Genomic DNA, 16,796 nt, shown 5'->3' with positions numbered 1-16,796 from the left:
GACCGCTTAGCCGATGACCTTAACGAGGTACGAGACCTTGTTGATCATGCCGCGCACAGCCGGCGTGTCCTGCAGCTCGGAAACCGAGTTCAGGCGGCGCAGGCCGAGACCGCGCACAGTGGCACGGTGCGTATCGCGGGTCCCAATCAGGCTCTTGACGAGCTGAACCTTGACAGTTTTTTCAGACATGGTGCCCACCCTTAGCCCAGAATGTCTTCGACGGACTTGCCGCGCTTCGCTGCGATGTCAGCCGGGGTCGACTGCTTGCGCAGACCGTCCAGCGTGGCACGAACGAGGTTGTACGGGTTCGTCGAACCGTGGCTCTTGGCCACGACGTTCTGCACGCCCATCACGTCGAACACTGCGCGCATCGGGCCGCCGGCGATCACGCCCGTACCAGCCTTCGCCGGAGCGAGGAGGACGACCGATGCGCCATGCTTGCCATGCACTTCGTGTTGCAGGGTGCCGTTCTTCAGGGGCACCTTGAACATGTTGCGGCGAGCTTGTTCCATCGCCTTCTGGACAGCAACGGGCACTTCCTTCGACTTGCCCTTGCCCATACCGACGCGGCCATCACCGTCGCCAACCACGGTCAGTGCGGCGAAGCCGAGAATACGGCCACCCTTCACGACCTTGGTCACGCGATTGACCGAAATCATTTTTTCGCGGAGGCCGTCGTCGCGTTCGTCAGCCTGAACTTTCGCTTGCATCTTTGCCATGACGAATTCCTTCCTTAGAACTTGAGCCCGGCTTCGCGCGCAGCATCAGCCAGCGCTTTGACGCGGCCGTGATAGCGGAAACCCGAGCGGTCAAAGGCGACGGATTCGATGCCGGCGGCCTTAGCCTTTTCTGCAATACGCTTGCCGATCAGCGAGGCTGCAGCGACGTTGCCGCCCTTGCCCGACTGGTCAGCCAGTTGCGCGCGCACTTCGGCTTCGAGCGTCGACGCGCTGGCCAGCACCTTGGTGCCGCAGGGCGAGAACACTTGCGCATAGATGTGCGTGTTCGTGCGATGCACGGCCAGACGCGCGACCTGCAGCTCAGCGATCTTGAGACGCGTCTGACGAGCGCGGCGCAGGCGAGATTGAGTCTTATCCATGATTGCGCACCCTTACTTCTTCTTCGTTTCTTTGAGGATCACAACCTCGTTGGCGTAGCGCACACCCTTGCCCTTATAGGGCTCCGGCGGGCGGTAGCCGCGGACTTCCGCAGCGACCTGGCCAACTTGTTGCTTGTCGATCCCCTTGATCACGATTTCCGTTTGCGACGGGGTTTCGGCCTTCACGCCTTCCGGCATCTGGTGCACCACGGGGTGCGAGAAACCCAGCGACAGGTTCAGCTTGTCGCCTTGCGCTTGAGCACGATAACCAACGCCAACCAGCGTCAGCTTGCGCTCGAAACCCTTCGTCACGCCTTGCACCATGTTCGCGACAATCGCGCGCATCGTGCCCGACATCGCATTGGCTTCGCGGCTTTCGTCGGTCGGCTCAAACTTCAGCGTGCCGTTGTCGTTCACCACCTTCACGAGGCGGTTCGCAGCTTGCGAAATCGTACCCAGCGGGCCCTTGACGGTAATCTTCTCGTCGCTGAGCGTCGCTTCTGCGCCTTGCAGCGCGATCGGGCTCTTACCTACTCGAGACATGTTTCTTCTCCTTAGGCCTTAAGCGACGTAGCAGATAACTTCGCCGCCGACGCCAGTAGCGCGCGCCTTGCGGTCCGTCATCACACCCTTCGGCGTCGAAACGATCGCAACGCCCAGGCCATTCATGACCTGCGGGATGTCGTTGCGGCCGCGGTACACGCGCAGACCCGGCTTCGAGACGCGTTCGATGCGCTCGATAACGGGACGGCCAGCGTAGTACTTCAACGCGATGTTCAATTCCGACTTCGCACCTTCGGTTTTCACCGCGAAGTCGTCGATATAGCCTTCGTCCTTCAGAACCTGCGCAATCGCAATCTTCACTTTCGACGAGGGCATAGCAACCGAAACCTTCTCGACCATCTGCGCATTGCGGATGCGAGTCAGCATATCGGCGATAGGATCACTCATGCTCATTTATGTTTCTCCTATTACCAGCTCGCCTTGGTGATGCCAGGGATCTCACCACGGAACGCGATTTCACGAATCTTGTTACGTGCGAGACCGAATTTGCGGAACGTGCCACGCGGACGACCCGTGAGCGCGCAGCGGTTACGCTTGCGAGTCGGGTTCGAGTTGCGCGGCAGTTGTTGCAGTTCCAGGCGAGCCGAATAGCGCTCTTCTTCCGACTTGCTTTGGTCGTCGATGATCGCCTTCAGCGCTGCGCGCTTCGGCGCAAATTTCGCTGCCAGACGAGCGCGCTTCTTTTCACGTTCGATCAGTGCCAGTTTAGCCACGGTAACCTCAGTTTCTGAACGGGAACTTGAAGCCGGCGAGCAGTGCCTTTGCTTCTTCGTCGGTCTTCGCGGTCGTCGTGATGCTGATGTTCAGCCCACGCAGCGCGTCGATCTTGTCGTAGTCGATTTCGGGGAAAATGATCTGCTCTTTCACACCGATGTTGTAGTTACCACGGCCGTCGAACGCCTTGCCCGACACGCCGCGGAAGTCGCGCACGCGGGGCAGCGCAACCGTCACGAAACGGTCCAGGAATTCGTACATGGCATTGCCACGCAGCGTAACCATCGTGCCGATCGGGTAGCTTTCGCGAATCTTGAAGCCGGCGATTGCCTTGCGCGACTTCGTGATAACGGGCTTCTGGCCGGCGATCTTCGTGAGGTCGCCAACGGCGTGCTCGAGGACCTTCTTGTCAGCGACGGCTTCACCCACACCCATGTTCAGGGTGATCTTGGTGAGGCGCGGCACTTCCATGACCGACTTGTAACCGAACTTCTCGATCAGGCCAGGAACGACCTTCTCTTTATAAAATTCTTGCAAACGTGCCATTTTTTACTCCGCAGCGTCAGGCGCTCAGAACAGCACCGGTCGTCTTCAGGAAACGAACCTTCTTGTCCCCTTCGACCTTGATGCCCACGCGCGACGGCTTACCGTTCGCGTCGACCAGTGCGACGTTCGAGATAGCCAGCGGCATTGCCTTGGCTTCCACGCCACCCGTCGTACCCTTCATCGGGTTCGGCTTCACATGCTTCTTAGCGATGTTGATGCCTTCGACAGTGACGCGCTCTTCGCCGATGGCCACGACGACACCGCGCTTACCCTTGTCTTTGCCGGTAACGACGATAACTTCGTCACCCTTGCGAATCTTGTTCATCGCGGCTCCTTACAGCACTTCCGGCGCCAGCGAAACGATCTTCATGAATCGTTCGCTACGCAGCTCACGCGTAACCGGCCCGAAGATACGGGTGCCGATCGGCTCAAGCTTGGTATTCAAAAGCACGGCGGCGTTGCCATCGAACTTGATCAGCGAGCCGTCTTGACGGCGCACGCCCTTCGCAGTGCGAACCACAACAGCGTTGTAGATTTCGCCCTTCTTCACGCGCCCGCGCGGCGTTGCTTCCTTGACGCTCACCTTGATGATGTCGCCAATGCTGGCATAACGACGCTTCGAGCCGCCGAGCACCTTGATGCACAGAACTTCACGTGCACCCGTGTTGTCGGCTACTTCAAGCCGAGTTTCGGTCTGGATCATGGTTTATCTTTCCCAACTTAATCCGGTCGCGCCACCATGGCACATCCGGTCAGTCTTGGTCCCGTCAGCCGCGCCGCCACTAGAACGACCGCTCAGCTGCTTGGGTAAGAACAGCAGCGACGGCAAACGAAACCGGCCATCGCATTCCGGTGAATCTTGCTAACCCGGACTGGCGCCCGGATCTGCTTCCCCACCTATTTTCGCCTGCTGCTTTGCCAACAGCAAACCCATAAAGAGGGAAGACCAAGACTATAACTCGATAATCTTGGTCTAGCAAGCGAAATCTTTAGCGATTTCAATTACTTCTACACCCCGGGAAGTTGCTCCCCGGGGTGTTGCGCCACTTTTAGATGACGCGTGCTGCTTCGATCAGCTTCGACACGGTCCAGGCCTTCGTCTTCGAGAGAGGACGGGTTTCCTGGATTTCAACGAGGTCACCCTCGTTGTACGTGTTCGCTTCGTCGTGAGCGTGGTACTTCTTCGACTGCACGACGTACTTGCCGTAGATCGGGTGCTTGACGCGGCGCTCGACCAGGACGGTGACCGTCTTGTCCATCTTGTTGCTGACGACCTTGCCGACCAGCGTCCGCTTAAGCGAGGTTTTCACGCTTTCGTTCATTTCTGGTTCGCCTTCTGAGTCAGGACGGTCCGCACACGTGCGATGTCGCGACGAACCTTCTTCAGCTGGCTCGTGTTCGTGAGCTGCTGGGTCGCGAGTTGCATGCGCAGGCCGAATTGCGCCTTCAAGAGGTCCGACAGCTCTTTGTCGAGCGCGGCCTTGTCTTTCTGAAGAAGTTCAGATGCCTTCATCAATCACTCCTTAGGCGCCGAGCTGGCGAACCATGAAGACCGTCTTCAGCGGCAGCTTGGCTGCAGCCAGACGGAAGGCTTCACGGGCCAGTTCTTCGGACACACCATCCATTTCATACAGCATCTTGCCCGGCTGAATCTCGGCGACGTAGTACTCAGGGTTACCCTTACCGTTACCCATACGCACTTCCGCCGGCTTTTGCGAGATCGGCTTGTCCGGGAAGATACGGATCCAGATGCGGCCGCCACGCTTGATGTGACGCGTCATTGCACGACGCGCTGCTTCAATCTGACGCGCGGTCAGGCGACCACGACCGATAGCCTTCAGACCGTATTCACCGAACGAAACGGCGTTGCCGCGCGTTGCGATACCGGTGTTACGACCCTTCTGCTCTTTGCGATACTTCCTGCGTTTCGGTTGCAGCATCGTTATTCTCCACTCTTGCCGTCACGGCGCGGAGCGCCACGACGGGCACCCGGTGCGCCTTCGCCATCACGGCGCGGACGACGATCGCCCGGACGCGCATTGCGGCGCGGACGCTTTTCTTCGGCGACTTCTTCCACCACCGGTGCGTCGTTGCGGCCGAGCGTGTCGCCCTTGTAGACCCAAACCTTCACGCCGATGATGCCGTACGTCGTCTTCGCTTCCGAGGTTGCGTAGTCGATGTCAGCACGCAGCGTGTGAAGCGGCACTCGACCTTCGCGGTACCACTCGGTACGTGCGATTTCGATACCGTTCAGACGGCCGGCGCTCATGATCTTGATGCCCTGGGCACCCAGACGCATTGCGTTCTGCATCGCGCGCTTCATTGCGCGACGGAACATGATGCGGCGCTCGAGCTGCTGCGTGATCGAATCGGCGATCAGTTGAGCATCGGTTTCCGGCTTGCGGATTTCTTCGATGTTCACGTGAACCGGAACGCCCATGCGCTTCTGGAGTTCGGCCTTGAGGAGTTCGATGTCCTCGCCCTTCTTGCCGATCACCACACCCGGGCGCGAGCTGTAAATCGTGATGCGAGCGTTCTTTGCCGGACGCTCGATCACAACACGGCCCACCGAAGCGTTCTTCAGCTTCTTCTTCAGGTATTCACGAACACCGATGTCTTCCTTCAACATCGCCGCGAAATTGTTGTTGTTCGCGTACCAACGCGAAGCCCAATTGCGGCTGACGGCCAAACGGAAGCCAGTCGGATGAATTTTCTGTCCCATCGTATGGCTCCTTAATTCCCGACCGTCACAGTGATGTGACAGGATTGCTTCTCGATGCGGTTACCGCGACCCTTTGCGCGTGCGGTGAAACGCTTCAGCGAAGCAGCCTTGTCGACGTAGATGCTCTTGATCTTGAGCTCGTCGATATCGGCGCCTTCGTTGTGTTCCGCGTTTGCGATCGCCGAGAGCACAACCTTTTTCACGATGCCAGCCGCTTTCTTCGGCGAGAACGTCAGAACGTTCAGTGCCTTGTCGACCGGCAGACCGCGGATCTGGTCAGCCACAAGGCGCGTCTTCTGCGCCGAGATGCGGGCACCGCGATGAATTGCCTTCACTTCCATCTTGATTGCCCCTTATTTCTTGGCCTTCTTGTCGGCCGCGTGACCCTTGAACGTACGGGTCAGTGCGAACTCGCCAAGCTTGTGGCCGACCATGTTTTCCGTGACATACACCGGAACGTGTTGACGGCCGTTGTGAACGGCGATCGTCAGGCCGATGAAGTCCGGCAGGATCGTCGAACGACGCGACCAGGTCTTGATCGGTTTCTTGTCGCGCGTAGCTGCAGCCGCCTCAACCTTCTTCAGCAAATGGGCGTCGCAGAACGGACCTTTCTTAATAGAACGTGCCATTGCCTACTCCTTAACGCTTGTGACGGCGCTGGACGATCATGCTCGTCGTGCGCTTGTTGCTGCGGGTGCGATAGCCCTTCGTCGGCGTGCCCCACGGGCTCACCGGGTCGCGACCAGCCGCAGTCTTGCCTTCGCCACCACCGTGCGGGTGGTCGACCGGGTTCATTGCAACGCCACGGACCGTCGGGCGGATACCGCGCCAGCGGTTCGCGCCAGCCTTACCGATTTGACGGAGGCTGTGCTCTTCGTTGCCGACTTCACCGATCGTTGCACGGCATTCAACGTGCACGCGGCGGATTTCGCCCGAACGCAGACGAACCTGCGCGTAGACGCCTTCACGTGCCAGCAGCATTGCCGACGTGCCAGCCGAACGCGCCATTTGCGCGCCCTTGCCCGGCAGCATTTCGATGCAGTGGATCGTCGTACCGACCGGAATGTTGCGGATCGGCAGCGTGTTGCCTGCACGGATCGGCGCTTCCGAACCCGACATCAGCTGCGTGCCAACCGTCACGCCCTTCGGCGCGATGATGTAGCGGCGCTCGCCGTCTGCGTAAAGAACCAGCGCAATGTTCGCGCTACGGTTCGGGTCATACTCGAGACGCTCCACCTTCGCGGGGATGCCATCCTTCGTACGACGGAAATCGATCACACGGTAGTGCTGCTTGTGACCACCACCCTGGTGACGCGTCGTGATGCGACCGTTGTTGTTACGGCCAGCCGTCGAGGACTTCTTCTCGAGCAGTGCCGCGAACGGCGCGCCCTTGTGGAGGTCCTTGTTGACGATCTTGACCATCGCGCGGCGACCCGGCGAGGTCGGCTTAACTTTCACGATTGCCATGATTACTTGGCCTCCGCTTCAAAGTTGATTTCCTGGCCGGGCTTCAGGCAGACGTACGCCTTCTTCACGTCCTTGCGCTTGCCGTTGAAGCGGCCAAAGCGCTTGGCTTTGCCCTTCTGGACCAGCACATTGACGGACTCGACTTCCACCTTGAACAGCAGCTCGACAGCAGCCTTCACTTCCTGCTTGTTCGCGTCCGGCGCGACTTCGAAGACGACTTGTTCGTTCTTCTCAGCCACCAGGGTCGCCTTTTCGGAGATCACCGGTGCGAGCAGGACCTGCATCAAACGATGATCGTTCTTGCGAATCTCGCTCATGACAGCAACTCCTCGATCTGGGCGACCGCTGCCTTCGTGATCAGGATCTTCTTGAAGTAGATCAGCGAGAGCGGGTCGGCAAAGCGCGGCTCAACGACTGCCACGTGGGGCAGGTTGCGCGACGCCAGGAACAGGTTCTCGTCGACCGTGTCGGTGATGACCAGCACGGATTCGAGACCCATGGCCTTGAACTTTTCGGCCAGCAGCTTCGTCTTCGGCGCTTCGAGCGACAGCTCTTCCACGACCGAGATGCGGCCTTCGCGGGCCAGCTGCGAGAAGATCGAGCAGAGGCCTGCGCGATGCATCTTCTTGTTGACCTTGTGCGAGAAGTTTTCTTCCGGCGAATTCGGGAAGATGCGACCACCGCCACGCCACAACGGGCTCGACGACATACCGGCACGAGCGCGGCCCGTACCCTTCTGACGCCACGGCTTCTTGGTGGTGTGCTTGACCTGCTCGCGGTCCTTCTGCGCGCGGTTACCGCTGCGCGCGTTCGCCTGGTAGGCGACAACGATCTGGTGAATCAGCGCTTCGTTGTAGTCACGGCCGAACACGACGTCCGACGCGTTAACTGCTGCGCCTTCCTGACCATTAGCATTCAGGAGCTTCAGTTCCATTATTGCGCTCCTTTCTTGGCGCGCGCCTTGACGGCGGGCGTCACGAAAACCTTGCCGCCCTTTGCACCCGGGACAGCACCCTTGACCAGCAGAAGCTTGCGCTCTGCGTCGATACGGGCGATTTCGAGGTTTTGCACCGTCACGGTTTCGTCACCCATGTGACCGGTCATGCGCTTACCCGGGAAAACACGACCCGGATCCTGCGCCATACCGATCGAGCCCGGCACATTGTGCGAGCGCGAGTTACCGTGCGAAGCACGACCCGAAGCGAAGTTGTAACGCTTGATGGTACCGGCGTAGCCCTTACCGATCGAGGTGCCTTGCACGTCGATTTTCTGGCCTTCTTCGAAGAGTTCCACACCGATCACAGCGCCAGCGGACAGTTCGGCGGCCTTAGCGGCGTCGATCTGGAATTCCTTGAGGATTTCACCGGCTTGAACGCCAGCTTTGGCGAGATGACCTGCGAGCGGCTTCGTCACGCGCGATGCGCGGCGAGTACCGAAAGCAACCTGCACGGCCGTGTAGCCGTCGGTTTCAACAGTCTTGATCTGCGTCACGCGGTTGTCGGACACGTCCAGCACGGTCACGGGAATCGAATCCCCTTCGGCCGTGAAGATACGGGTCATGCCAACCTTGCGACCTACGAGTCCAAGGCTCATCGTTTTCTCCATTCCCGACTGCGATTGGTCGGGGCTAATTTACAAAGTACCGGCATGTTTTCAGGGTAAAGGCCCGAAAGGACACACCGATTTTTTGCGCAAACGCGCGAAAAGACGTCAAGTATAACGTCCTTTCTCGTTTTCCGCAAGCAATCAAAGACTTAGCGCCACCAGAAGATTCTGGTAGCGCTTGAGGCTCTTACTGCAGCTTGATTTCGACGTCCACGCCAGCCGGGAGGTCCAGCTTCATCAGCGCGTCAACGGTCTTGTCCGTCGGGTCGACGATGTCCATCAGGCGCAGGTGCGTGCGGATTTCAAGCTGGTCGCGCGACGTCTTGTTGACGTGCGGCGAACGCAGGATGTCGAAACGCTGGATACGCGTCGGCAGCGGCACCGGACCGCGGACGATGGCGCCCGTGCGCTTCGCCGTATCGACGATTTCAGCAGCCGACTGGTCGATCAGGCGATAGTCGAATGCTTTCAGGCGGATACGGATTTTTTGGTTCTGCATGATGATTCCTTGAAAAGAGCGAGGCGGACTTGCGCCGCCAGACGATATAAAGAGCGCAGGTCCGTCCCGCGACAAGGCGTCGCGGGACGGACCCAGGGTACATCAACTGCTAAAGCAAGCCGAGTATTGTACTCGAATTACTCGATGATCTTTGCAACCACGCCGGCGCCGACGGTACGGCCACCTTCGCGGATTGCGAAGCGCAGACCTTCTTCCATCGCGATCGGAGCGATCAGCTTCACCGTGATCGACACGTTGTCGCCCGGCATGACCATTTCCTTGTCCTTCGGCAGCTCGATCGAGCCCGTCACGTCCGTCGTACGGAAGTAGAACTGCGGACGGTAGTTGTTGAAGAACGGCGTGTGACGGCCGCCTTCGTCCTTGCTCAGCACGTACACTTCAGCCGTGAAGTGCGTGTGCGGCGTGATCGAACCCGGCTTGGCCAGAACCTGGCCACGCTCCACGTCTTCACGCTTCGTGCCGCGCAGCAGGATACCAACGTTGTCGCCTGCCTGACCCTGGTCGAGCAGCTTGCGGAACATTTCCACGCCCGTGCAGGTCGTCTTCACCGTCGGCTTGATACCGACGATTTCGATTTCCTCGCCGACCTTGACGATGCCGCGCTCGACGCGACCCGTCACCACCGTGCCGCGACCCGAGATCGAGAACACGTCTTCCACCGGCATCAGGAACGCGCCGTCAACTGCACGCTCCGGCGTCGGGATGTACGTGTCCAGTGCGTCGGCCAGGTTCATGATCGCCACTTCACCCAGTTCGCCCTTGTCGCCTTCCAGCGCCAGCTTGGCCGAACCCTTGATGATCGGCGTGTCGTCGCCCGGGAAGTCGTACTTCGACAGGAGCTCGCGCACTTCCATTTCGACCAGCTCGAGCAGCTCGGCGTCGTCGACCATGTCGCACTTGTTCAGGAACACGATGATGTAAGGCACGCCAACCTGACGGGCGAGCAGGATGTGCTCACGCGTTTGCGGCATCGGGCCGTCAGCGGCCGAGCACACCAGGATTGCGCCGTCCATCTGTGCCGCGCCCGTGATCATGTTCTTCACGTAGTCAGCGTGGCCCGGGCAGTCGACGTGTGCGTAGTGGCGGTTAGCCGTTTCGTACTCGACGTGCGCGGTGTTGATGGTAATACCACGTGCCTTTTCTTCCGGCGCTGCGTCGATCTGGTCGTACGCCTTTGCTTCGCCGCCGAACTTTGCGGTCAGAACCGTCGTGATCGCTGCCGTCAGCGTGGTCTTGCCGTGGTCAACGTGACCGATCGTGCCCACGTTCACGTGCGGCTTGGTCCGCTCGAATTTACCTTTTGCCATGTTTCTCTTCTTTCAAAAAAGTGGTGAATCGGTGACTGGGCGATGCGAACCAGACCCATGCCTGGTTCGTCGCATGGTCAACTGAATGCCGATGCTTACTTCGCCTTCGCGCTGATGATCGCGTCGGCCACGTTACGCGGTGCTTCTGCGTAGTGCTTGAATTCCATCGTGTACGTTGCGCGGCCTTGCGACAGCGAGCGCAGCGACGTCGAATAGCCGAACATTTCCGACAGCGGCACTTCGGCGCGAACGATCTTGCCGCCGCCAACCATGTCTTCCATGCCCTGGACGATACCGCGACGGCTCGACAGGTCGCCCATCACGTTGCCCATGTAGTCTTCCGGCGTTTCGACTTCGACGGCCATCATCGGTTCGAGGATGACCGGCTGCGCCTTGCGCATGGCTTCCTTGAACGCCATCGAACCAGCCATGCGGAACGCATTTTCGTTCGAGTCAACGTCGTGGTACGAACCGAACGTCAGGTGAACCTTCACGTCGACGACCGGGAAGCCCGCCAGCACGCCAGCCTTCAGCGTTTCCTCGATACCCTTGTTCACCGCCGGGATGAATTCGCGCGGAATCACACCGCCCTTGATCTCGTCCAGGAACTCGTAGCCCTTGCCCTGCTCGTTCGGCTCAAGCGTGATGACAGCGTGACCGAACTGGCCGCGACCGCCCGACTGCTTGACGAACTTGCCTTCGACGTCCTTCGCCGTGGCGCGGATCGTTTCGCGGTACGCGACCTGCGGCTTGCCGACAGTCGCTTCCACGTTGAATTCGCGCTTCATGCGGTCGACCAGAATTTCGAGGTGGAGCTCGCCCATGCCCGAAATGATGGTCTGGCCCGATTCCTCGTCCGTCTGGACGCGGAACGACGGGTCTTCCTGCGCCAGGCGGTTCAGGGCGAGGCCCATCTTTTCCTGGTCAGCCTTGGTCTTCGGCTCGACAGCCTGCGAGATCACCGGCTCCGGGAACACCATGCGTTCCAGGATGATCGGGTTCGCCGGGTCGCACAGCGTGTCGCCCGTGGTTGCTTCCTTCAGGCCAACGGCTGCGGCGATGTCGCCTGCACGAACTTCCTTGATTTCTTCGCGGTTGTTCGCGTGCATCTGCAGAATACGGCCGAGGCGTTCCTTCTTGCCCTTGGTCGAGTTCAGCACGGTGTCGCCCGAGTTGACGATGCCCGAGTACGCGCGGAAGAAGATCAGCTGGCCGACGAACGGGTCGGTCATGATCTTGAACGCGAGTGCCGAGAACTTCTCGTCGTCGGATGCGCGGCGCTCTGCCTTCTCGCCGTTTTCGAGTTCGCCCGTGACCGGGGGGATGTCCACCGGCGACGGCAGGAAGTCGATCACGGCGTCGAGCATACGCTGCACGCCCTTGTTCTTGAACGCGGTACCGCACAGCATCGGCTGGATTTCGCAAGCGATGGTCCGGTCGCGGATCGCCTTGACGATTTCCGCTTCGGACAGCTCTTCGCCGCCGAGGTACTTTTCCATCAGCTCTTCGCTGGCTTCAGCAGCCGACTCGATCATCTTTTCGCGCCACTCGTTGCACGTGTCAACGAGTTCGGCCGGGATGTCGACGTAGTCGAACTTCGTGCCTTGCGAGGCTTCGTCCCAAATGATCGCCTTCATCTTCAGGAGGTCGACGACGCCCTTGAAGTTTTCTTCAGCGCCGATCGGCACCACGACGGGAACCGGGTTCGCCTTCAGGCGGTTCTTCAGCTGGTCGTAGACCTTGAAGAAGTTCGCGCCGGTACGGTCCATCTTGTTGACGAACGCGAGACGGGGAACCTTGTACTTGTTCGCCTGACGCCACACCGTTTCCGACTGCGGCTGCACGCCGCCCACTGCGCAGTAGACCATGCACGCGCCGTCGAGCACGCGCATCGAGCGCTCGACTTCAATCGTGAAGTCGACGTGGCCCGGGGTGTCGATGATGTTGATGCGGTGCTCGGGGTAGTTGCCGCCCATGCCCTTCCAGAACGCGGTCGTAGCAGCGGACGTGATCGTGATGCCACGCTCCTGTTCCTGCTCCATCCAGTCCATGGTCGCGGCGCCGTCGTGAACTTCACCAATCTTGTGGTTCACGCCGGTGTAAAACAGAATGCGCTCGGTCGTCGTCGTCTTGCCGGCGTCGATGTGAGCGCTAATACCGATGTTGCGGTAGCGCTCGATAGGAGTCTTGCGTGCCACTTTGATCCTCTATCGGGAGGTGCGCGCCGGGCTCGATCCCGACCGGGTTGATCCCAACGCGCCTGAACACAAACGGGCGAGGCGCTCGATAAGCGCACCCGCCCGGAAATTTTTCCGTTTTTTGAGCAAACCCCGGTAGGGGTTTTCTCTTAGAAGCGGAAGTGCGAGAACGCCTTGTTCGCTTCTGCCATCCGGTGAACTTCGTCGCGCTTCTTCATCGCGCCGCCACGGCCTTCGGCCGCTTCGGAGAGTTCACCTGCCAGACGCAGGGCCATCGACTTCTCGCTGCGCTTCTTCGCGGCTTCACGCAGCCAACGCATCGCCAATGCCATACGACGCGAGGGGCGCACTTCGACCGGAACCTGATAGTTCGCACCACCAACGCGGCGGCTCTTCACTTCCACCACCGGCTTCACGTTGTTGAGCGCGACAGTGAACACTTCCAGCGGGTCCTTGCCACCCTTGGTCTGGATCTGTTCGAAAGCGCCGTACACGATACGCTCGGCAACCGACTTCTTGCCGGAGAGCATCAGCACGTTCATGAACTTGGCTACATCAACGTTGCCGAACTTCGGATCCGGCAACACTTCCCGCTTGGGGACTTCGCGACGACGCGGCATGTTTCTTCCTTTAACTTTTCAGTTGAAGCGTGGATTGAACCTCACGCTCCGCGGCCACCAACTAACCCGATTCATCCATTACGACTTACCAGCCTGGTCGGGTGACCACTTACTCGACAGCACCGGCCAATCCGGCACCTGTCGCTTTTATCGCCTGCTCTCGAAAAAGCGGGACGACCCGTACAACTTAACTGCGGACGCTTACTTAGCAGCCTTGGCGCGCTTTGCACCGTACTTCGAACGAGCCTGCTTACGATCCTTGACGCCCTGGGTATCCAGCGAGCCACGAACCATGTGGTAACGCACACCCGGCAAGTCCTTCACACGGCCGCCGCGGATCAGCACGACCGAGTGTTCCTGCAGGTTGTGGCCTTCACCACCGATGTACGAAATGACTTCGAAGCCGTTCGTCAGGCGCACCTTGGCGACCTTACGGAGTGCCGAGTTCGGCTTCTTCGGCGTCGTCGTGTACACACGGGTGCACACGCCGCGACGCTGCGGGCAGTCCTGCAGGGCCGGCGACTTGCTCTTCGTAGCTTCCGAAGCGCGGCCTTTGCGAACCAGTTGATTGATGGTTGGCATTGTTTATTCCTGAAATTGAACAAAATCGACGCATTTATTTCCGGGCAAAGCGGAAATGCATGCATCTTTACTCCTACGAGAATTCCGGGATTGGCTGTTTGATGTTAGTTTTCGTCAAATCGATTGACGAGCACGGACATCCCAAAGACCGGAACCCAGCATGATATTCCGAAAAGACCAAGCGAGTCAATGGCTTGCGATATTTCGGACGACGGAGCATGTGACGGCGCCGTGACAGTGCGGCAGCGTTCGGCGCACCCGGGAAGAAACGCCGCGCCTTATTCGTCGCCGACGACCTCGACAAGCTCCTCGCCGAAGCGCTCGAGCTTGCGCGCCCCGATGCCCGGAATGTCGCGCAACTCGTCCACCGACTCAGGACCGTTGCGCGCGATTTCCGCCAGCGTGGCGTCGTGGAAGATGACATAGGCCGGCACGCCCTCGCTCTTCGCGGTTTCGGTGCGCCACAGGCGCAAGCGCTCCCAGCGCGTGCGCTGACGCGGGCTCATGCCAAGGGTCGGATCGGCGCGCTCACTCGTGCGGCTCGACGACGCGCGCGTACGCGTGGGCTTCACATAGCGGCGCATCGTGACATTCTGCTCGCCCTTGAGGACCGCCTTGCTCGCCTCGGTGAGTACGAGCGACCCATATCCGTCGTGGTCGACGGTGAGATAACCGAACGCCACCAGTTGCCGGAAGATCGCGCGCCATTCCGGCTCCGAAAGCGCGGAGCCGATGCCGAAGGTGGAGATTTTCTCGTGCCCGCGCTGCAGGATCTTTTCGTTGCGATTGCCGCGCAGAATGTCGATCAGATGGCCGGCGCCGAAATTGAAGCCGCTCGCGCGCTGCGCACGGAAAACGCACGAGAGCGCCATTTGCGCCTCACGCGTCGCCTCCCACGTGTCGGGCGGCTCGAGGCACGAATCGCAGTTTCCGCACGGCTTGCTCTCCTCGCCAAAGTAGGCGAGCAGGCGCACGCGGCGGCACGTGGCCGCTTCGCACAGGCCGAGCAGCGCGTCGAGCTTGCCGGTCTGCACACGCTTGTGCTGCTCGTCGGCTTCGGACTCGTCGATCATCTTGCGCTGCTGCACCACGTCACCGAGACCGTAGGCCATCCAGGCGTTGGCCGCCAGCCCGTCGCGGCCCGCGCGGCCGGTTTCCTGGTAGTAGCCTTCCACGCTCTTGGGCAAGTCCAGATGCGCGACGAAACGCACGTCCGGCTTGTCGATGCCCATGCCGAACGCGATGGTGGCGCACATCACCACGCCTTCCTCGCGCTGGAAGAGTTCCTGGTGCTTCTGGCGTATCTCGAATTCCATGCCGGCGTGGTACGGCAGCGCGCGCAGCCCCTGCCCTTTCAACCACTCCGCCGTTTCCTCGACCTTGCGGCGCGAGAGGCAGTACACGACGCCCGCATCCGTGGTGCCGTCGGCGCGCGTATGCTCCGCGCGGATGAAGTCGAGCAGCTGCGAGCGCGCGTTGTCCTTCTCGACGATACGGTAGCGAATGTTCGGGCGGTCGAAGCTCGAGACGAACACACGTGCGTCGTCGAGCGCGAGGCGATGTGCGATCTCGTCGCGCGTAATGGCGTCGGCGGTTGCCGTGAGCGCAATACGCGGCACGTTCGGAAAGCGCTCGTGCAGCACCGAGAGCTGGATATATTCGGGCCGGAAGTCGTGGCCCCATTGCGACACGCAGTGCGCCTCGTCGATCGCAAAGAGGCCGATCCGCGTGCGCTCGAGCAGGTCGAGAAAGCGCGGCGTCATGAGGCGCTCGGGCGCGACGTAAAGCAGATCGAGATCGCCTTCGCGCAGCGCCCGCTCAGTTGCCGCCGCTTCTGCGCCGCTCAACGTCGAATTGAGATAAGCGGCACGCACGCCCACTTCGGTGAGTGCGGCTACCTGGTCCTGCATGAGCGCGATGAGCGGCGACACGACGATGCCGGCGCCTAGCCCGGCTTCGTGCCGCACGAGCGCAGGAATCTGGTAGCAAAGCGATTTGCCGCCGCCGGTGGGCATGAGCACCAGCGAATCGCCGCCCCCCGCGACATGCTCGACGATTTCGGCTTGCTGCCCTCTAAACGCGGGATAGCCGAAGACTTCGTTGAGGATTTCGAGGGAGCGGGACATGAAGACGGTATGCGTGCTGAGCAAAGGCGGTGGACCGGATTTTACCAACCCGGGCTCGCCTTAACCGCCCTTACCGCGAAGATTAGCCATTCGGCCAGGAGAAGCCGGGGGAGTTGCGCACGCAGATCGCGAACGCAGCCAGCCAGGGTGAAGCGTAAATCGTCAGGCAGTGCGGCCCCGGCGCGCGATCCGAAGCGCTCCGACGATCGTCACGACGGCCACGACAGCGGCGGCGATCGCGAATACGTTGGCCCCGAAGAGCACGACGTTGGTGCCGACGAACATCAGCGAGCCAAGCGTCAGCAACGCGGCACCGCCTTTGACCCGCCCCGCCAGCAGCATGATGAAACCGATGATCAGGAACGCCCACATCACAAGGAAGGTCGCAAAAAAGTTCGCCGCGGACTGATTGCTGACGTGATGCAGTAGCTGCGAAAAGCTGGCGACACACGCCACCAGATTCAGGATGAGACCAACCCCGACCACCCACATGATTACCGCCTCCAGATTCAGGTAAATGCCGCCAGCGTCGTACGAAAAGACCCACACAGGCGGACTTGGCGCGCTACGTTAGCACGCCTCACCGATGTGCGCAGCGAGTGGGCCGGCACTGCGGCACGAGGCCGCAGGCGCGAGCGAGAAGCCGCCAGCGCCAATAAAAAAAGCCGCCCGGTGTAAACCAGGCGGCTTTTTCGAGGGCACAAGGCGGCTTGCGCCGCCCCACGC

Annotated in this window: 26 protein-coding genes; all 26 read right to left on the bottom strand. The window is 60.4% G+C overall.

Going from position 1 to position 16,796, the window contains the following annotated elements:
- Window positions 1-6: 6 nt before the first annotated feature.
- The 26 genes from rpmD to VSR72_RS29025 all read right to left on the bottom strand — a co-directional run bounded on the left by rpmD (window position 7) and on the right by VSR72_RS29025 (window position 16,562).
- Window positions 7-189, bottom strand: a complete 183-nt coding sequence (gene rpmD / locus VSR72_RS29150; protein ID WP_027819341.1) for a 50S ribosomal protein L30 — start codon at window positions 187-189, stop codon at window positions 7-9.
- 11 nt (window positions 190-200) lie between these two features.
- Window positions 201-719, bottom strand: coding sequence for a 30S ribosomal protein S5 (gene rpsE, locus VSR72_RS29145; RefSeq protein ID WP_028206522.1), 519 nt, complete (start codon window positions 717-719; stop codon window positions 201-203).
- A 14-nt stretch (window positions 720-733) separates the two neighbouring features.
- Window positions 734-1,099, bottom strand: coding sequence for a 50S ribosomal protein L18 (rplR, locus tag VSR72_RS29140; protein ID WP_027819343.1), 366 nt, complete (start codon window positions 1,097-1,099; stop codon window positions 734-736).
- A 12-nt stretch (window positions 1,100-1,111) separates the two neighbouring features.
- Window positions 1,112-1,642, bottom strand: a complete 531-nt coding sequence (gene rplF / locus VSR72_RS29135) for a 50S ribosomal protein L6 (RefSeq protein ID WP_133186304.1) — start codon at window positions 1,640-1,642, stop codon at window positions 1,112-1,114.
- Between the two features lie 18 nt (window positions 1,643-1,660).
- The gene (gene rpsH, locus VSR72_RS29130; protein WP_027819345.1) at window positions 1,661-2,056 is read right to left on the bottom strand and encodes a 30S ribosomal protein S8; all 396 of its coding nucleotides are present in this window, start codon (window positions 2,054-2,056) and stop codon (window positions 1,661-1,663) included.
- Between the two features lie 14 nt (window positions 2,057-2,070).
- Window positions 2,071-2,376, bottom strand: coding sequence for a 30S ribosomal protein S14 (rpsN, locus tag VSR72_RS29125; RefSeq protein WP_069268214.1), 306 nt, complete (start codon window positions 2,374-2,376; stop codon window positions 2,071-2,073).
- Between the two features lie 7 nt (window positions 2,377-2,383).
- Window positions 2,384-2,923, bottom strand: coding sequence for a 50S ribosomal protein L5 (gene rplE / locus VSR72_RS29120; protein WP_028206519.1), 540 nt, complete (start codon window positions 2,921-2,923; stop codon window positions 2,384-2,386).
- Window positions 2,924-2,939: 16 nt separating this feature from the next.
- Window positions 2,940-3,248: a 50S ribosomal protein L24 gene (rplX, locus tag VSR72_RS29115; protein ID WP_027819348.1), complete on the bottom strand. Its 309-nt coding sequence runs from the start codon at window positions 3,246-3,248 to the stop codon at window positions 2,940-2,942.
- 9 nt (window positions 3,249-3,257) lie between these two features.
- The gene (rplN, locus tag VSR72_RS29110) at window positions 3,258-3,626 is read right to left on the bottom strand and encodes a 50S ribosomal protein L14 (RefSeq protein ID WP_028206517.1); all 369 of its coding nucleotides are present in this window, start codon (window positions 3,624-3,626) and stop codon (window positions 3,258-3,260) included.
- A gap of 346 nt (window positions 3,627-3,972) precedes the next feature.
- Window positions 3,973-4,245: a 30S ribosomal protein S17 gene (rpsQ, locus tag VSR72_RS29105; RefSeq protein ID WP_028206516.1), complete on the bottom strand. Its 273-nt coding sequence runs from the start codon at window positions 4,243-4,245 to the stop codon at window positions 3,973-3,975.
- Entirely contained in the window at window positions 4,242-4,436 is a 195-nt protein-coding gene (gene rpmC / locus VSR72_RS29100) for a 50S ribosomal protein L29 (RefSeq protein ID WP_028206515.1), read from the bottom strand. Before rpmC ends, rpsQ begins: the two co-directional genes overlap by 4 nt.
- A gap of 10 nt (window positions 4,437-4,446) precedes the next feature.
- The gene (rplP, locus tag VSR72_RS29095; protein WP_042269753.1) at window positions 4,447-4,863 is read right to left on the bottom strand and encodes a 50S ribosomal protein L16; all 417 of its coding nucleotides are present in this window, start codon (window positions 4,861-4,863) and stop codon (window positions 4,447-4,449) included.
- Window positions 4,864-4,865: 2 nt separating this feature from the next.
- Window positions 4,866-5,645 (bottom strand): 30S ribosomal protein S3, encoded by a 780-nt coding sequence (rpsC, locus tag VSR72_RS29090; RefSeq protein WP_342955763.1) that lies wholly within the window; start codon window positions 5,643-5,645, stop codon window positions 4,866-4,868.
- Window positions 5,646-5,656: 11 nt separating this feature from the next.
- On the bottom strand, window positions 5,657-5,986 hold the full coding sequence (gene rplV / locus VSR72_RS29085) for a 50S ribosomal protein L22 (RefSeq protein ID WP_004199272.1): 330 nt from the start codon (window positions 5,984-5,986) through the stop codon (window positions 5,657-5,659).
- Between the two features lie 12 nt (window positions 5,987-5,998).
- Window positions 5,999-6,274 carry a 30S ribosomal protein S19 gene (rpsS, locus tag VSR72_RS29080; RefSeq protein WP_027797286.1) on the bottom strand — a complete coding sequence of 92 codons (276 nt, stop codon included), beginning with the start codon at window positions 6,272-6,274 and terminating at the stop codon, window positions 5,999-6,001.
- Window positions 6,275-6,284: 10 nt separating this feature from the next.
- Window positions 6,285-7,112, bottom strand: coding sequence for a 50S ribosomal protein L2 (gene rplB, locus VSR72_RS29075; RefSeq protein WP_069268211.1), 828 nt, complete (start codon window positions 7,110-7,112; stop codon window positions 6,285-6,287).
- Between the two features lie 2 nt (window positions 7,113-7,114).
- Window positions 7,115-7,429 (bottom strand): 50S ribosomal protein L23, encoded by a 315-nt coding sequence (rplW, locus tag VSR72_RS29070; protein ID WP_028206513.1) that lies wholly within the window; start codon window positions 7,427-7,429, stop codon window positions 7,115-7,117.
- Window positions 7,426-8,046 (bottom strand): 50S ribosomal protein L4, encoded by a 621-nt coding sequence (gene rplD, locus VSR72_RS29065; protein ID WP_028222627.1) that lies wholly within the window; start codon window positions 8,044-8,046, stop codon window positions 7,426-7,428. The genes rplW and rplD overlap by 4 nt, the downstream gene beginning before the upstream one ends.
- Window positions 8,046-8,705, bottom strand: a complete 660-nt coding sequence (gene rplC / locus VSR72_RS29060; RefSeq protein ID WP_052406167.1) for a 50S ribosomal protein L3 — start codon at window positions 8,703-8,705, stop codon at window positions 8,046-8,048. The genes rplD and rplC overlap by 1 nt, the downstream gene beginning before the upstream one ends.
- Before the next feature lie 199 nt (window positions 8,706-8,904).
- Entirely contained in the window at window positions 8,905-9,216 is a 312-nt protein-coding gene (rpsJ, locus tag VSR72_RS29055) for a 30S ribosomal protein S10 (RefSeq protein WP_017777154.1), read from the bottom strand.
- Window positions 9,217-9,353: 137 nt separating this feature from the next.
- Window positions 9,354-10,544 (bottom strand): elongation factor Tu, encoded by a 1,191-nt coding sequence (gene tuf / locus VSR72_RS29050; protein ID WP_028371383.1) that lies wholly within the window; start codon window positions 10,542-10,544, stop codon window positions 9,354-9,356.
- A 95-nt stretch (window positions 10,545-10,639) separates the two neighbouring features.
- Entirely contained in the window at window positions 10,640-12,742 is a 2,103-nt protein-coding gene (gene fusA / locus VSR72_RS29045) for an elongation factor G (protein WP_342955762.1), read from the bottom strand.
- Between the two features lie 149 nt (window positions 12,743-12,891).
- Window positions 12,892-13,362, bottom strand: a complete 471-nt coding sequence (gene rpsG, locus VSR72_RS29040) for a 30S ribosomal protein S7 (protein WP_006053291.1) — start codon at window positions 13,360-13,362, stop codon at window positions 12,892-12,894.
- Between the two features lie 201 nt (window positions 13,363-13,563).
- The gene (rpsL, locus tag VSR72_RS29035) at window positions 13,564-13,944 is read right to left on the bottom strand and encodes a 30S ribosomal protein S12 (protein WP_027797953.1); all 381 of its coding nucleotides are present in this window, start codon (window positions 13,942-13,944) and stop codon (window positions 13,564-13,566) included.
- A 278-nt stretch (window positions 13,945-14,222) separates the two neighbouring features.
- Window positions 14,223-16,070, bottom strand: coding sequence for a DNA helicase RecQ (recQ, locus tag VSR72_RS29030; RefSeq protein WP_342955761.1), 1,848 nt, complete (start codon window positions 16,068-16,070; stop codon window positions 14,223-14,225).
- A 162-nt stretch (window positions 16,071-16,232) separates the two neighbouring features.
- Window positions 16,233-16,562 carry a hypothetical protein gene (locus VSR72_RS29025; protein ID WP_342955760.1) on the bottom strand — a complete coding sequence of 110 codons (330 nt, stop codon included), beginning with the start codon at window positions 16,560-16,562 and terminating at the stop codon, window positions 16,233-16,235.
- Window positions 16,563-16,796 lie beyond the last annotated feature (234 nt).

The sequence above is a fragment of the Paraburkholderia sp. JHI869 genome (assembly GCF_038900775.1).
Classification (GTDB): Bacteria; Pseudomonadota; Gammaproteobacteria; order Burkholderiales; family Burkholderiaceae; genus Paraburkholderia.
This window is presented reverse-complemented; position numbering and strand designations above follow the sequence as displayed.

What these genes read in the sequence shown, in the direction of transcription:
- rpmD (WP_027819341.1), bottom strand. Translation starts at nt 189, where the DNA reads ATGTCTGAAAAAACTGTCAAGGTTCAGCTCGTCAAGAGCCTGATTGGG.
- rpsE (WP_028206522.1), bottom strand. Translation starts at nt 719, where the DNA reads ATGGCAAAGATGCAAGCGAAAGTTCAGGCTGACGAACGCGACGACGGC.
- rplR (WP_027819343.1), bottom strand. Translation starts at nt 1,099, where the DNA reads ATGGATAAGACTCAATCTCGCCTGCGCCGCGCTCGTCAGACGCGTCTC.
- rplF (WP_133186304.1), bottom strand. Translation starts at nt 1,642, where the DNA reads ATGTCTCGAGTAGGTAAGAGCCCGATCGCGCTGCAAGGCGCAGAAGCG.
- rpsH (WP_027819345.1), bottom strand. Translation starts at nt 2,056, where the DNA reads ATGAGCATGAGTGATCCTATCGCCGATATGCTGACTCGCATCCGCAAT.
- rplE (WP_028206519.1), bottom strand. Translation starts at nt 2,923, where the DNA reads ATGGCACGTTTGCAAGAATTTTATAAAGAGAAGGTCGTTCCTGGCCTG.
- rplX (WP_027819348.1), bottom strand. Translation starts at nt 3,248, where the DNA reads ATGAACAAGATTCGCAAGGGTGACGAAGTTATCGTCGTTACCGGCAAA.
- rplN (WP_028206517.1), bottom strand. Translation starts at nt 3,626, where the DNA reads ATGATCCAGACCGAAACTCGGCTTGAAGTAGCCGACAACACGGGTGCA.
- rpsQ (WP_028206516.1), bottom strand. Translation starts at nt 4,245, where the DNA reads ATGAACGAAAGCGTGAAAACCTCGCTTAAGCGGACGCTGGTCGGCAAG.
- rpmC (WP_028206515.1), bottom strand. Translation starts at nt 4,436, where the DNA reads ATGAAGGCATCTGAACTTCTTCAGAAAGACAAGGCCGCGCTCGACAAA.
- rplP (WP_042269753.1), bottom strand. Translation starts at nt 4,863, where the DNA reads ATGCTGCAACCGAAACGCAGGAAGTATCGCAAAGAGCAGAAGGGTCGT.
- rpsC (WP_342955763.1), bottom strand. Translation starts at nt 5,645, where the DNA reads ATGGGACAGAAAATTCATCCGACTGGCTTCCGTTTGGCCGTCAGCCGC.
- rplV (WP_004199272.1), bottom strand. Translation starts at nt 5,986, where the DNA reads ATGGAAGTGAAGGCAATTCATCGCGGTGCCCGCATCTCGGCGCAGAAG.
- rpsS (WP_027797286.1), bottom strand. Translation starts at nt 6,274, where the DNA reads ATGGCACGTTCTATTAAGAAAGGTCCGTTCTGCGACGCCCATTTGCTG.
- rplB (WP_069268211.1), bottom strand. Translation starts at nt 7,112, where the DNA reads ATGGCAATCGTGAAAGTTAAGCCGACCTCGCCGGGTCGCCGCGCGATG.
- rplW (WP_028206513.1), bottom strand. Translation starts at nt 7,429, where the DNA reads ATGAGCGAGATTCGCAAGAACGATCATCGTTTGATGCAGGTCCTGCTC.
- rplD (WP_028222627.1), bottom strand. Translation starts at nt 8,046, where the DNA reads ATGGAACTGAAGCTCCTGAATGCTAATGGTCAGGAAGGCGCAGCAGTT.
- rplC (WP_052406167.1), bottom strand. Translation starts at nt 8,705, where the DNA reads ATGAGCCTTGGACTCGTAGGTCGCAAGGTTGGCATGACCCGTATCTTC.
- rpsJ (WP_017777154.1), bottom strand. Translation starts at nt 9,216, where the DNA reads ATGCAGAACCAAAAAATCCGTATCCGCCTGAAAGCATTCGACTATCGC.
- tuf (WP_028371383.1), bottom strand. Translation starts at nt 10,544, where the DNA reads ATGGCAAAAGGTAAATTCGAGCGGACCAAGCCGCACGTGAACGTGGGC.
- rpsG (WP_006053291.1), bottom strand. Translation starts at nt 13,362, where the DNA reads ATGCCGCGTCGTCGCGAAGTCCCCAAGCGGGAAGTGTTGCCGGATCCG.
- rpsL (WP_027797953.1), bottom strand. Translation starts at nt 13,944, where the DNA reads ATGCCAACCATCAATCAACTGGTTCGCAAAGGCCGCGCTTCGGAAGCT.
- recQ (WP_342955761.1), bottom strand. Translation starts at nt 16,070, where the DNA reads ATGTCCCGCTCCCTCGAAATCCTCAACGAAGTCTTCGGCTATCCCGCG.
- VSR72_RS29025 (WP_342955760.1), bottom strand. Translation starts at nt 16,562, where the DNA reads ATGTGGGTGGTCGGGGTTGGTCTCATCCTGAATCTGGTGGCGTGTGTC.